Annotated in this window: 11 protein-coding genes; 4 read left to right on the forward strand and 7 right to left on the reverse strand. The window is 73.0% G+C overall.

Features of this window, described 5'->3' with window-relative positions; translation table 11 throughout:
• Positions 1 to 64: 64 nt before the first annotated feature.
• The 5 genes from G011_RS0107900 to dxr all read right to left on the reverse strand — a co-directional run bounded on the left by G011_RS0107900 (position 65) and on the right by dxr (position 5,150).
• Positions 65 to 256, reverse strand: a complete 192-nt coding sequence (locus tag G011_RS0107900; protein ID WP_026338121.1) for a DUF1918 domain-containing protein — start codon at positions 254 to 256, stop codon at positions 65 to 67.
• 157 nt (positions 257 to 413) lie between these two features.
• On the reverse strand, positions 414 to 866 hold the full coding sequence (locus tag G011_RS0107905) for a hypothetical protein (protein ID WP_019608006.1): 453 nt from the start codon (positions 864 to 866) through the stop codon (positions 414 to 416).
• Positions 867 to 1,042: 176 nt separating this feature from the next.
• A complete protein-coding gene (ispG, locus tag G011_RS0107910; protein WP_013154630.1) occupies positions 1,043 to 2,200 on the reverse strand; it encodes a flavodoxin-dependent (E)-4-hydroxy-3-methylbut-2-enyl-diphosphate synthase in 1,158 nt (385 codons plus the stop codon).
• A 352-nt stretch (positions 2,201 to 2,552) separates the two neighbouring features.
• Complete coding sequence (locus G011_RS0107915; protein ID WP_019608007.1) at positions 2,553 to 3,908, reverse strand: RIP metalloprotease; 1,356 nt, start codon at positions 3,906 to 3,908, stop codon at positions 2,553 to 2,555.
• Between the two features lie 21 nt (positions 3,909 to 3,929).
• Positions 3,930 to 5,150, reverse strand: a complete 1,221-nt coding sequence (dxr, locus tag G011_RS0107920) for a 1-deoxy-D-xylulose-5-phosphate reductoisomerase (RefSeq protein ID WP_019608008.1) — start codon at positions 5,148 to 5,150, stop codon at positions 3,930 to 3,932.
• A 526-nt stretch (positions 5,151 to 5,676) separates the two neighbouring features.
• Here dxr and G011_RS0107925 point away from each other — a divergent pair.
• A complete protein-coding gene (locus tag G011_RS0107925) occupies positions 5,677 to 7,362 on the forward strand; it encodes a CocE/NonD family hydrolase (protein WP_019608009.1) in 1,686 nt (561 codons plus the stop codon).
• Positions 7,363 to 7,517: 155 nt separating this feature from the next.
• A complete protein-coding gene (locus tag G011_RS0107930) occupies positions 7,518 to 8,573 on the forward strand; it encodes a serine protease (protein WP_019608010.1) in 1,056 nt (351 codons plus the stop codon).
• Positions 8,574 to 8,657: 84 nt separating this feature from the next.
• Here the strand turns inward: G011_RS0107930 and G011_RS0107935 are convergent, their stop codons facing one another.
• Positions 8,658 to 10,082, reverse strand: coding sequence for an aldehyde dehydrogenase family protein (locus G011_RS0107935; RefSeq protein ID WP_019608011.1), 1,425 nt, complete (start codon positions 10,080 to 10,082; stop codon positions 8,658 to 8,660).
• Between the two features lie 311 nt (positions 10,083 to 10,393).
• Between G011_RS0107935 and G011_RS0107940 the strand changes: the two genes are divergently transcribed.
• Complete coding sequence (locus G011_RS0107940; RefSeq protein WP_019608012.1) at positions 10,394 to 12,202, forward strand: hypothetical protein; 1,809 nt, start codon at positions 10,394 to 10,396, stop codon at positions 12,200 to 12,202.
• 47 nt (positions 12,203 to 12,249) lie between these two features.
• Here the strand turns inward: G011_RS0107940 and G011_RS0107945 are convergent, their stop codons facing one another.
• Positions 12,250 to 12,741: an AAA family ATPase gene (locus G011_RS0107945; protein ID WP_019608013.1), complete on the reverse strand. Its 492-nt coding sequence runs from the start codon at positions 12,739 to 12,741 to the stop codon at positions 12,250 to 12,252.
• A gap of 98 nt (positions 12,742 to 12,839) precedes the next feature.
• Here G011_RS0107945 and G011_RS0107950 point away from each other — a divergent pair, with 98 nt between their 5' ends.
• Complete coding sequence (locus G011_RS0107950; RefSeq protein WP_019608014.1) at positions 12,840 to 13,700, forward strand: hypothetical protein; 861 nt, start codon at positions 12,840 to 12,842, stop codon at positions 13,698 to 13,700.
• Positions 13,701 to 13,724 lie beyond the last annotated feature (24 nt).

A 13,724-nucleotide genomic window follows, 5' to 3' on the forward strand; every position in this document is an offset into this window, starting at 1 on the left:
CTCGGTTCGGTGCTCGGGATCGTGCGTGGCCGCGGCGGGCGCACGGGCCGCGCGACCGGTCGGGCTACTCCGCCGCCGCGGGTACGACCACGGCGTCCGGCCCCGGGTAGACCAGGGTCTCGTGGCCGTCGGGGAAGCGCACCACGTAGGGCGGGCTGCCGTCTGAGCCGCGGACCTCGGTGATCTCCCCCGCCTGGTCCCCCACTCCCGTGACTCTTCCCCTGATGTGGATCCGGTCCCCCACACTCGCATGCACCGGCAGGCCCTCCCGTTTCTCGCGTGCTCGTCCTCGCGTCACCGCCGACCGGCGGAACGGGATGTTCCTTTCCCGCCCCCACCTGCGCAAACAACGTTCCTTTACCGCAGGAAGCGGGACAGGGAGGGCACGGGGTGACGTTCCCGACGGCCCCCTGTCAGGAAGCTCCGCCGTCCGGGGCCTGGGGCTCCCGGGGCCGGGCCGCCTCCGACAGGGCGGCCTCCAGCGCGCGCCAGTCGGCCCGGTTCGCCATCCACCGCCGCACCGGGACCGGGGTACGGGTGCCGTCCGCGGCCACGTGCACGAGTCGGCCCTGCTCGACGGCGAAGAGCTCACCCCGTTCGGCTTTGACTCCCTTGGCGAGCGGGCCGAACCTCGCGGGACCGGAGACGGACGACCATCCGGCCCCGATCTCGGGATCGAACCAGAAGTAGGTCCTGGTCAGCTGCACGGCCCCCGCGAAGGTGATGACCACGCCGACGGGCAGGCCCATGGTGAGATCCCCCAACCCCAGCAGCCACACACCGAGAACGAGGTTGAGCAGGCCGAGTGCGAGGAGGAGGACTCCGACGACCGGGGTGAGACGCACCTTGATCCGTGAGGGGGACACGAGGGCTCCTGGGGGGTCGTTCCAGCTGCTGACGGTCCCATCATGGCCGCCGGGCACGCGGAGCACAACGGAGAGCGACCGCTCCGTGGCGCTGCCGCGGAGCGCGCACCGCACACGCGAACGGCCGCGCCGGCCCCGGAAGGGTCGGCGCGGCCGTCGGAGGCGGCGGGAGGGGCTCAGCCTGCCACGGAGACCGTGGGCGCGCCCGACTCGGCGCCGGACTCGCCCATCTCCTCGGCGATGCGCATGGCCTCCTCGATGAGGGTCTCCACGATCTTGGACTCGGGCACGGTCTTGATGACCTCGCCCTTGACGAAGATCTGGCCCTTGCCGTTGCCGGAGGCCACGCCCAGGTCGGCGTCGCGGGCCTCGCCGGGGCCGTTGACGACGCAGCCCATGACGGCCACGCGCAGCGGCACCTCCATGCCCTCCAGACCCGCGGTGACCTCCTCGGCGAGCGTGTACACGTCCACCTGGGCCCGGCCGCAGCTGGGGCAGGAGACGATCTCCAGGCCGCGCTCGCGCAGCCCGAGCGACTCCAGGATCTGGTTGCCGACCTTGACCTCCTCCGCGGGGGGCGCGGACAGGGACACGCGGATGGTGTCGCCGATGCCCTCCGAGAGCAGAGCGCCGAAGGCCACGGCGGACTTGATGGTGCCCTGGAAGGCGGGACCGGCCTCGGTCACGCCCAAGTGCAGCGGGTAGTCGCAGGCCGCGGCGAGCTGGCGGTAGGCGTTGACCATGACCACGGGGTCGTTGTGCTTGACCGAGATCTTGATGTCGCGGAAGCCGTGCTCCTCGAACAGCGAGCACTCCCACAGAGCCGACTCGACCAGGGCCTCCGGCGTGGCCTTGCCGTACTTCTGGAGCAGGCGCTTGTCCAGCGAACCGGCGTTGACGCCGATGCGGATCGGCGTCCCGGCCTCACCGGCCGCCTTGGCGATCTCGGCGACCTTGTCGTCGAACTTCTTGATGTTGCCCGGGTTGACGCGCACGGCGGCGCATCCGGCGTCGATCGCCTGGAACACGTACTTGGGCTGGAAGTGGATGTCGGCGATCACCGGGATCTGCGACTTCCTGGCGATGATCGGCAGGGCGTCGGCGTCGTCGTTGGTGGGCACGGCCACGCGGACGATCTGGCAGCCCGCGGCGGTCAGCTCCGCGATCTGCTGGAGGGTCGCGTTGATGTCGGAGGTACGGGTGGTCGTCATCGACTGCACGGACACCGGGGCGTCCCCGCCGACGGGGACGTTTCCGACCATGATCTGCCGCGTCTTGCGGCGGGTCGCCAGCGGGCGCGGCGGTGCGGCGGGAATACCGAGATCGACGGTCACGCTTGATTCACCTCGTCTGCCGCCGGGGAGGGGGCGGCACTTGATTCGTCCGTTTCGGGAATGGGTGTCCGGCGCAGCGCGCGGGTCCGCGTCCGGGGATCACCGTGTCCGGCGGCCTTGGCTACGCCGTCGTTCCCGGATCGCGCCCCCAGGTTACCCGTACCCGGGGGCGTGCCCGGCACGGAAGGCGGAGCAGGCGGACCAGGGTGAACGCCCGGCGCCGCGGGGGTGTCCGCCGACCGTCGCGCGGTCACCGCGGCGGTGGACGGGAAAGACCCCGGCACACGCCCGGCTCACCGGAGCGGCCGGACGCGGCCCCATCCCGGCGGCCGGAGGGCCGCCGGGGCGGGGGTCAGCCGAAGAGTCTGACCGGGTTGAACAGGTCGGCCACGAGCAGGACCACGCTGAACACCAGGAAGCAGGCCACGACCACGTAGGCCACCGGTGTCAGCATCGCCACGTCCACCGGGGCGGGTTCGGGTCTGCGGAACAGCTTGGCCCAGCCGCGCTTGATCCACTCCCAGATGGCGCCGGCCATGTGCCCGCCGTCCAGCGGCAGGATGGGCACCAGGTTGAAGGCGAACAGGAAGAGGTTCACCCCGGCCAGGATCTGGATCATGATCGCGGCGGTGTCGGCCACGGGGAGTCCCTGGGCCATGATCTCGCCGCCGATGCGGGAGATGCCGACGATGCCCACCGGGGAGTCCTGGGTGCGCTGCTCGCCCAGGAAGGCCGCGGCGAACACGTCGGGCACCTTGCTGGGCAGGGCGATGAGGGCCTCGCCGACGCCGATCATCATGTTGCCCATCTCGGCGGCGGACTCGGCGAGGGTGAGCGGGGCGCGCTCGGTGGCGAAGACGATGCCGAGGAAGCCCACGACCTCGGTCTCGTAGACGCGGTAGCCCTGCTCGTCGTAGACCGGCTCGCCGTCGGCGTCGGTCTCGTAGACGAACTCGCCCTCGGCGTCGCGGGCCGGGAGCTCGTTCTCGACGATGTCGACGTTCAGCGGCAGCCGCTCGCCGTCGCGCTCGACCACGATCTCCGTGTCGCCCATGGACTCGCGGATCTGCCGGTTGGCGGTGCTCCAGTCCGGGGTGGACTCGCCGCCGACGGAGACGATGACGTCGCCGGGCAGCATCCCGGCCTCGGCCGCGGGCGTGGGCGGGGCGTCCTCGCAGTCGGTGACGGAGCTGCCCGCGGGGACCACGCACTCGCTGACCGTGGCGATCTGGGTGGTGCTCTGCGGCACCCCGATGCCCATGAACAGCACGGCGAGCAGGATCGCGGCCAGGATGACGTTCATGCCCGGACCGGCGAACATCACGATGAGGCGCTTCCAGGGCGCCCGCTGGTAGAACTGCCGGTCCTGGTCCTCGGGGGACAGCTCGACGTAGGACGCCTCACGGGCGTCCTCGGCCATGGCCCGCCACCGCGAGAGTTTGCGGGAGCTGCCGTCGGCGCTCTGACGCGAGGGCGGGAGCATGCCGACCATGCGCACGAACCCGCCCAGCGGGACCGCCTTGATGCCGTACTCGGTCTCGCCCCGGCGGACGGACCACAGGGTCTTGCCGAAGCCCACCATGAACTCGGTGCACTTGATCCCGAACATCTTGGCCGTGGACATGTGTCCCAGCTCGTGCCAGGCGATCGAGAACAGCAGGCCGAAGACGAACAGGACGATCCCGACCACGGTCATCAGGGCGACCATGCATCTCTCCTCAGGGCGGTGTCAGGCCTGGCGCGCGAGCAGCTCGCGCGCACGCGTGCGGGCCCAGGTGTCAGCGGCGTACACGTCGTCCAGGCTCAGATGTCCTCTGTGGGAGGACGCTCCCCCGGCACGTTCTGTTCGCTGGTGCTCCGAGACTACCCGGGAGACGGTGTCCATGATGGCCGGGAACGCGAGGTTTCCCCGGAGGAAGGCGTCGACCGCCTCCTCGTTGGCCGCGTTGTAGACCGCGGGCGCGGTCCCGCCCGCGCTACCGACCTCGCACGCCAGGCGGACGGCGGGGAAGGCCTCGTGGTCCAGGGGCTCGAAGGTCCAGGTGTGGGCGCGGGTCCAGTCCATGCCGGGCGCGGCGTCGGGTACGCGGTCGGGCGCGCCGAGCCCGTAGGCGATGGGGATCATCATGCTGGGCGGGCTGGCCTTGGCGATCGTGGAGCCGTCCACGTACTCGACCATGGAGTGGACGACCGACTGCGGGTGGACGACCACGTCGATCCGGTCGAAGGGCACGTCGAAGAGCAGGTTGGCCTCGATGACCTCCAGCCCCTTGTTGACCAGGGTGGCGGAGTTGACGGTGATGACCGGGCCCATGCTCCACGTGGGGTGGTTGAGGGCGTCGGCGGGGGTGACCGAGGCCAGTTCGTCGCGGCCCCGGCCGCGGAAGGGGCCCCCGCTGGCGGTGACGACCAGGCGGCGCACCTCGTCGCGGCGGGCGTGGACGTGGCCCTGCGCGGGGCTGGCGAGTTCGCCCTCGGGCAGGTGGGGGAAGCACTGGGCGATGGCGAAGTGCTCGGAGTCGACCGGGACGATCTGGCCGGGCCTGGCGAGTCCGCGCACGAGCGGTCCGCCGATGATGAGGGACTCCTTGTTGGCCAGCGCGAGGGTGCGCCCGGCGCGCAGCGCGGCGAGGGTGGACTCCAGGCCCAAAGCGCCGGTGATGCCGTTGAGGACGACGTCGCACTCGCTCCCGGCCAGCTCGGCGACCCCCTCGGGCCCGGCCAGGACGGTGGCGCGGCTGCCGTGCCCGGCGAGGGCGCGCGCGAGTTCGCCCGCGCGGTCGGGGTCGGCGACGGCGACCAGCGGGACGTCGAGCTCGGCCGCCTGCTTGGCGAGCAGGTCCACGCGCCCGCCGCCCGCGGCCAGGCCCACCACGCGGAAGCGTCGGGGGTTGCGCTGGACGATGTCGATGGCCTGGGTCCCGATCGAGCCGGTGGAACCGAGGATCACTGCTGTTCGCTGTTCTTCTCGCACGCTCCCCATTGTTCCGCAATCCGCGGGGCGGGGCGCGGGGCCTGTGGACAGGCGCCGGGGCCGGGGCGGAACGTGGTCCGGGGCCCGCCGGAGGGGGCCGGGGAAGCCGGTCCGGGTGACGCGCACGCGGGGGAAGGCCCTCGCCGCGCGGAAGACGGGCCGCCCTCCGACAGGGCGCGGGACGCCCACCGGCGGGGCGGGGCCCGTGGCGCCGGCCACGGGAACCGACGGGATCGTGCGTCACCGGGTCTTTACAACCGGTGCCCGGTGACCTAACTTAACCCGTGAGTAAGTTACCCCCCAGTTAGAACGGTCCGTCAGACAGCGCGTCCAGGCGACGCGAGCACAGCCCGGTGGGACCACCGGGCAGGACGACCCCCGTGAGGCGCTCCCCCCGGGCGCCTCCGCCGGGCCCCCGGGTCCCGGCCTCCCCCGATGGCGAGACGGCGCGACGACCCATCGGTCACCCCCACCCCGCCAGTCCCCCTGAGGTTCTCCCGTCATGCGCCCTGCCAGAACCCCCTTCCTCCCCGCGCTCTCCGAGGACGGACCACCCCGGACCGGCTCCGGGCTCCGCGCCGCCGCGCGGCTCCTCCCCCGCCTACTGTCCGTCGCCCTGGCGGCCGTGCTCGCCGCCGCGGTCCTCTCCCCCGCCCCGGCCTCGGCCGCGGTCGGCGCCAGCATCGGCTACGAGACCATCGTCAGCCACGACGGCACCGAGCTCAGGGCCAAGGTCATCACCCCCACCGGGGTCGAGGGCCCGCACCCGCTGCTGGTCATGCCCTCCGCCTGGGGCACGCCCCACCTCCTCTACGTGGGCGCCGCCGCCAGGCTGGCCCACGAGTCCGGCTACCAGGTCGTGGCCTACACCTCGCGCGGCTTCTGGGACTCGGGCGGCGGGATCGGGGTGGCCGGTCCCGAGGACCGCGCCGACGCCAGCGCCGTCATCGACTGGGCGCTGGAGAACACCGACGCCGACCCCGAGCGCATCGGCATGGCCGGGATCTCCTACGGGGGCGGCATCAGCCTGCTGACCGCCGCCGAGGACGACCGGATCCGCGCCGTGGCCTCGCTGAGCGGCTGGGCCGACCTGGCCGTCTCCCTGTACCCCAACGAGACCGTGGACACGCAGTCGGCCGAGCTGCTCCTGCTGGCGGGCAACCTCACCGGCACCCCCGGCGAGGAGCTGGCCGGGATCGAGGCCGCCTACCGGCGCGGCGACATCCAGCCCGCCCTGGACGTGGCCCCGGACCGGTCGGCGGCCACCAAGGTGGACGCCATCAACGCCAACGGCACGGCCGTGATGATGGCGCACGCCTGGAACGACGGCATCTTCCCCGTGGGCCACATCACCGACTTCTACGAGGAGCTGGAGGTGCCCAAACGGCTCATGATCACCCCGGGCGACCACGCCACGCAGGAGCTGTTCGGCGCGGCCGGGCTGCCCAACGAGGTGTGGGAGGCCCTGGGCGACTGGTTCGACCACCACCTGCGCGGCCAGGCCAACGAGGTGGACGCCGAGGGGCCCGTGCACGTCAGGCCCAACAACGGGCGCGGCGGCTGGACCACGCACCCCGACTGGCCGTCGGTCACCGCGAGCACGGACCGGTACTACCTGGCCGAGCCGAGCACCGACTGGTTCCGCTGGCAGAGCAGCGGCGCCATGGAGCCCGAGCCCTCCACCGGCTGGGACTACCGCTTCCGCACGGGGATCGCCACCCCGGCCGAGAGCGGCACGGTGATGGTCTCCGGCGCCCTCCAGCAGTTCTTCGACATACCGACCGGGGTGCTGCTGCCGACGGTGGACCGCTACCGGGCCGCCGTGTGGACCAGTCCCGCCTACCCCGAGGGGGCGCGGGTGGCGGGGACGCCGGAGGTCTCCCTCACGTTCACGCCGACCGCTCCGGAGCAGTCCGTGTACGTGTACCTGTACGCGATCGACGGGCGCGGAACGGGTTCCCTGCTGTCGCACGCGCCCTACACCCTGCGCGGGGTCACTCCCGGTGAACCGGTGACGGTGGACACGGAGCTGGCGCCGGTGGTCTGGGACGTGCCCGCGGGGCACCGCCTGGCCGTGGTGGTGGACAGCATGGACGCGCGCTACCAGGACGAGAGCGACATCGGGGACCGGGTGAGCGTGACCTCCCCAGAGGAAGCCCCCGCCCAGGTCACGGTCCCGCTGGCCTGATCGGTCCCGAGGGGTCTCCCGCGGCGGCGGGCCGGGCGCCCTCCGGCCGTCTCCGGCACATCCCCGTGCCGGAGGCGGCCCCTTCTTCCCCTACCGCGCACGACACAAACACAAAGTAGCCACTTGGCTACCGAAAGTGTGCGAGGATGCTCGTCATGACCTCGTCCACCGCACACAGGATCCTCGCCCCCCTCGCCGCCGCGGCGGTCGCCGCCGGGGGTCTCTTCCTCGCCGAGCAGCTCCCGGCGCCCGCGTCCGCCGTCACCCAGGCCATCCACTCCCCCGCGGTTCCCGCGCAGGAGGACCGCGAGGCCCTGTCGCACGTGGCGGGGCTCTCCCACCAGAGCGCCGCCGTGACCGGAGACCAGCACCAGGCCGTGCTGGACTACTGGACCGAGGAGCGCATGGCCGCCGCCAAACCCATCACCGGCATGCTGGAGGACGTCCTCCCGCCCGCCGGGGACGGGTCGGCGCCGGAGGGGGGAGTGGAGCACCAGGCCGCGCCGCGCCCCGACAGCCGGGGCGAGCGCTGGACCTCGGGCGGGCTGGTCACCAGGACCACCGGCAAGGTCTACCTGACCATGGACGGGCGCGACTTCACGTGCTCGGCGTCGGTGGTGGACGCGGCGAACCGGAGCACCGTGGTCACCGCCGGGCACTGCGCCAAGGACGGCCGGGGCTCGTGGGCCCGCAACTGGACCTTCGTGCCCGGCCACGCGGACGGGGAGAGCCCCTACGGGCGGTTCACCGCCAGCGACCTTCTGGTGGCGCCGGAGTGGTCGCGCCAGGCCGACGACAGCTACGACTTCGCCATGGTGGTGCTCAACCCCGACGGGGGCACCACCGTCCAGGAGCGGGTGGGCTCCCAGCGGATCGAGTTCGGCACCTGGACCGAGGACAAGGTGCGCGAGGGGGTCCAGGTGTACACGTTCGGGTACCCGTCGGCGGCCCCGTACGAGGGCAGGCACCTGCACTACTGCTCGGGCCGCACCGAGCCCGACACCGGCGGCACCACGGCCAACGGGGTGCGCTGCTCCATGACGCAGGGCTCCAGCGGAGGCCCCTGGTTCGCCGGTTTCGACACCGGTACCGGCCGGGGCACGATCACCTCGGTGGTCAGCTTCAAGTACGCCGACGACCGCAGCGTCCAGTACGGCCCCCGGCTCGGCCAGGAGGCACGCGAGCTGTACGAGCAGGCCGCCCAGCTGTAGTACCCGCCGGACGAGCGGTGTCCCCCGGCCCCCGTGGCACGGGGGTCACCGCTCGTTCCGCGTCCGGGGCGGCCCCCGGCGGTCCTACAGGTCGATTCCGGTCAGGACCAGGACCCGCTCGTAGGACAGGTCGGTCATGGCGGCGCGCACGCCCTCCTTGCCCACACCCGACCCCTTGACGCCGCCGTAGGGCATCTGGTCGGCCCGGAACGTGGGCACGTCGCCGATGACCACGCCGCCGACCTCCAGCTCGCGGTGGGCGCGGAACGCGGTGGGCAGGTCGCGGGTGAACACGCCCGCCTGGAGCCCGAAGTCGCTGTCGTTGACCGCGGCGAAGGCGGCGTCGGTGTCGGCCGCGCGCTGGAGGACCAGCACCGGGCCGAAGACCTCCTGGCGCACCACCCGGGAGTCGTCCGGGGCCTCGGCGAGCACGGTCGGCGCCACGGTCACGCCGTCGCGCGTGCCGCCGGTGAGGAGCTTGGCCCCGGCGGTGACGGCCTCGTCGATCCAGGAGGCCACGCGCTCGGCCGCGGCCTCGTCCACCAGCGGGCCCACGTCGGTGGCCGGGTCGGCGGGGTCGCCCACGCCGAGGGCCTCCACCCGCTCCACCAGGCGTGGGACGAACTCGTCGTACACGGCGTCCTCGACGATGACGCGCTGCACGCCGATGCACACCTGTCCGGCCTGGTTGTTGCCGAACAGGGCCACCCGCTGGGCCGCCCAGTCCAGGTCGGCGTCGGCGAGCACCACGGCGGCGGCGTTGCCGCCCAGTTCCAGGGTGACGTGCTTGTGCGGGGCCAGGCGGGGCAGCTGCCAGCCGAAGGGGCCGCCGGTGAAGGAGATGACGGGCAGGCGTTCGTCGGTGATGAGGGGGGCGGCGAGCTCGTTGGGCATCGGCAGCACCGACACCATGCCGCCGGGCAGGTCCGTCTCGGCGATGATCTCGCCCAGGATCAGGGCGGTCATCGGGGTGGCGGGAGCGGGCTTGAGGATGATCGGCGCGCCGACGGCGATGGCCGGGGCGACCTTGTGGGCGACGAGGTTGAGGGGGAAGTTGAACGGCGAGATGCCCAGGACCGGGCCCTTGGGGACGCGGCGTACCAGGGCCATGCGGCCGGTGCCGCCCGGGTCGGTGTCCAGGCGCTGGAGCTCACCGCTGTCGCGGCGGGCCTCCTCGGCCGCCCAGCGGAACACGGACACGGCGCGTCCGGCCTCGGCGCGGGCCCACTTGATCGGCTTGCCGCTCTCGGCGGTGATGGTGCGGGCGATCTCCTCGGCGCGCTCGCCGATGCGCCGGGAGACGTGGTCGAGGGCGTCGGCCCGCACGTGGGCGGGCAGGGCGGCGGCCTCGGCGGCGACCGCGTGCGCGGTGGCCACCGCCTCCTCGATCTGCTCGGCGGTGGGCACGGAGACGGTACCCGCGTCCTCGCCGGTGTAGGGGTTGACGACGGTGATCTCGGTGTCGCCGGTCGCGGCGGTGCCGGCCAGCCAGAACGGACGCGTAGACATGCCCGTGACGCTAGTGCCCCCTTCTCCCGGTGTGCCTTGTCCACTGTTGCCAACCCGAACGCGGGAGTTGGCCACCGTGGCGCAAGAACGACGCGCACACGGATCCGCGCTCCGAACAGGGGCGACAGCGGGGGGTGTACACCGGGGTGACGGGCGGTATCGTCTGAGGATCAGACAGCCTGACCGGGGATCTTTGGTCGGCCGACTGGCGCCGGCGACCTCCTTCGTCCACAGTGGTGAGGAGGGCTCTGCCAGCGCGTTCGGCCGGACCCTCGGGTCCGCCACCGCCGACGGGATCCCGGGAGTGCCCATTGCCGCTTGTCTACCGCACGCTCGTCGCGGTCCCGGAGCACGACGGCGACCTGGTCGCCGTCACCTCGACGGTCCTGTCGCGGTGGCTGAGCAAGCGCGGCAACTCGGGCGCGCGCGTGGACTTCTCCGCCTCGGGGCGCCATGAGCTGAGCAACCGCTCCCGCGCCCTGGTCGTACGGCACGACAACCCCGACGAGGGCCTGTCCTTCCTGCGGCTGACCACCGAGTCCGACAAGACGGACGGCGTGTGGCGGACGGTCGCCACCGCTGTCGTGGACCCGGCGCTGTCCCCGTGGCGGTACGTGTGGATCGACATGACCGTCACCCCCTCCTCTCCGGCGGGTGAGGGCTCCGAGCATCCCCGGCTGGACGTCATGCCGCCCGAGGCCGCACGCATGCTCCTGGAGGCGGTGCACGGCCACGACGGCGGCCACCCGCTGCCGCCCACGCCCCGGATCGTGCGCGGGCGCGACGACGACCTCGTGGACACGCTCGTGGCGACGATCCGCGACCCCCTGCGGCGCATGGCGGTGGTGGCCACCGGTTCGCCCCGCGACGTGACCGTCGCCGACTGGCGCGGGGCCATGGCCGGGGCGCTGTCGCGCTGCACCGGCATGTGCTCGGGGTACGTGCTCGACGACGCCGCCCTGGAGCGCGTCGGAGCGCTCCTGCCGCCGGGCCTGGACGTCCCGCCCGGCGGGGTGCGCACCTTCTTACCGGGGGTGGACCCGCACGACGAGGCGGACTCCGCCCGCCACCCCCGGATGAGCCCGGCCACGCTGGACACCGCGCGCGACGGCGAGCGCATCCGCAACTGGGTGGGCGCCGCCCTCTCACGGCGGGTGCGCGACAACGCGCTGGAGGTGGGCCTGCCTGACCCGCTCCAGGCCGTGGACGCGCTGCTGGAGGAGGAGACCGACGACCTGCGGCGGTCCGACCCCGGCACGGCACGGCCTCGGGTGAGCGTGCCCGCGGCCCGGGGCGCGGCCGTCGTGCACCAGGCGGCGCAGGGCGGGGCGGTCCCGACCGGAACCGCCTCGGCGCTGGAGCGCGAGGCCCTGGAACAGCAGACCCAGCGGCTGCGGGAGGAGGTCACCCGGCTCGGCGCGCGGGTCAGTGAGCTGGCCGAGGAGCGCCACGGACTCCTGGCCGAGACCGCCGACCTGAGCGAGGAGCTCGACACCGCGCGCGAACAGGCGCGCGCCGCCCGCTACGAGGCCCGCTGGCTGCGCGAACAGGCGCGCGAGGCCGGGCTGTTCCGGCTGGCCGCGGCACCCGCGCCGAGCGATCCGCAGCGGCGGCCCCCGGTCAGCGTGCGCGAACTGCTGGAGCGGATCACCGACGACTCGGTCCTGCCGCACCTGTACTTCACCATCGAGGACGCCACGGTCTACGAGCTGTCCGACAGCCGCAAGGAGTCCCTGTGGGTCACCCGCGCGTGGGAGGCGCTGCTGGCCCTGAACGACTACGCGCGCTACCAGTTCGACAACCCCGGCACCGGGCTGGGCTTCCACTCCTACCTGCGCGAGACCCCCGACGGGTACCAGGTGATCCCCATCAAGCGGTTGGCCTCGCAGGAGTCGGACCACGTGCGCAACCGGGGCAAGCTCAACGACAAGCGCCTGTTCCGGGTGCCCGAGGAGGTGGAGCCGAGCGGGCGGCTGCCCATGTACGCGCACATCAAGCTCGACATCGAGTACGGGATCTGTCCGCGGCTGTACTTCTACCCCCACCTGGGGCCGGGCACCACGAACCGCGTGTACATCGGCTACCTGGGCCGCCACCTGCCCGTGCAGCAGTCGAACTGAACCCGACCGGGCGGGCGGACCGGAGCCGGACACGCGCCGCGAGGGGTCTATCCCCCGGTGAGGCGCAGGATCTCGTCGACGACGCGCGCGAGCGGCCTGGTGGCGTCGACGACCGTACCGTCCCGGGGAACGTCCTCCTTCGTCCGGTGCAGGCGCACGATGAGGTCCCGTTCGGCCTGCCTGGCGCCCCACTCCCCCTCCGGTCTCCCGTCGAGCCGACGGCACAGCGTCCCCGGGTCGATCTCCAGGACGAAAACGCCGTCGAACAGGTCGACGAACTCCGGGAAGTTCCTGGAACCGCCGCAGAAGAACGTCACCGCGCTGCCCCGGTCGGCCACCAGGGACCTGACCCTGTCGACGTGCCAGAGATGGTGCTCGTGCCTCATGCCCTCCGTCGGCTCGCCGGTTCGCGGGTCGCCCTGGTAGGCCAGTTCGAGGTCGCCGTCCACGGCGTGGTATCCGCGCCGCCGCAGTTCCGCGCAGACCGAGGTCTTGCCGGTGCCGGAGACGCCCTCGACCAGATAGTTGCGCACGCCCATCACCGGAGCGTACAAGAACGCGTGCGACGTGACGCGGGGGCGGGGGATCCCGCGGCGCGCGTACCCTGGGGGCCGTGACGGAAGCGAGTACGCGGGCCATGGCGGCCCTGCCCGAGGAGCGGTGGCGCGAGCGCGCCGAGCGGCACCGCGACCGCGTGGACGCGCTGGTCGGGGACCACCTGCGGCGCCGTCGGGAGGGCGTGCGCCACCCGGTGGAGGACTTCCTGTTCACCTACTACAACCTCAAGCCCGCGCAGCTGCGGCGCTGGCACCCGGGCGCGGGGACGGTGCTGCTGGGCGAGGGCGCCCGCGCCCGCCTGGGCGAGCGGTTCTACACCGCGCTGCCCGGGGGCGCGGTGGGCCTGGACACCGCGGCGTTCCTGGCGGCGCGGCCGGTGCTGGACTTCGTGGAGCGGCTGCTGTCGTCGGTCGCCGGGCGCCCCGCCCACCTGGGCTGCTTCGGGCTGCACGAGTGGGCGATGGTGTACCGGGCCGGAGAGGTGCGCCACGGACAGGTGCCGCTGCGGCTGGGCCGGGAGGGCACCGACCGGGTCGTGGAGGCGCACCGGATCCAGTGCTCGCACTTCGACGCGTTCCGGTTCTTCACCGACGCCGCGCGCCCGCTCAACACGCTCCGGCCCAGCCGGGAGCGGCAGGACGAACTGGACCAGCCGGGGTGCCTGCACGCCAACATGGACCTGTACAAGTGGGCGTACAAGCTGACCCCGGCGGTGCCCTCGGAGCTGGTGGTGGACTGCTTCGAACTCTCGCGGGAGATCCGGACGCTGGACATGCGCGCCTCCCCCTACGACCTGGCGGCGTGGGGGTACGCGCCGGTGCGGATCGAGACCGCCGAGGGCAAGGCGGAGTACATGGAGGCGCAGCGGGGGTTCGCCGAGCGCGGCGCGGTGCTGCGCGGGCGGCTGCTGGAGGTGTGCCGGACCCTGCGCGCGGCCTGAAGTCCGCGGTCGGCCATACGCCCG

Source organism: Nocardiopsis sp. CNS-639, from assembly GCF_000381685.1.
GTDB classification, from domain to species: Bacteria; Actinomycetota; Actinomycetes; order Streptosporangiales; family Streptosporangiaceae; genus Nocardiopsis; species Nocardiopsis dassonvillei.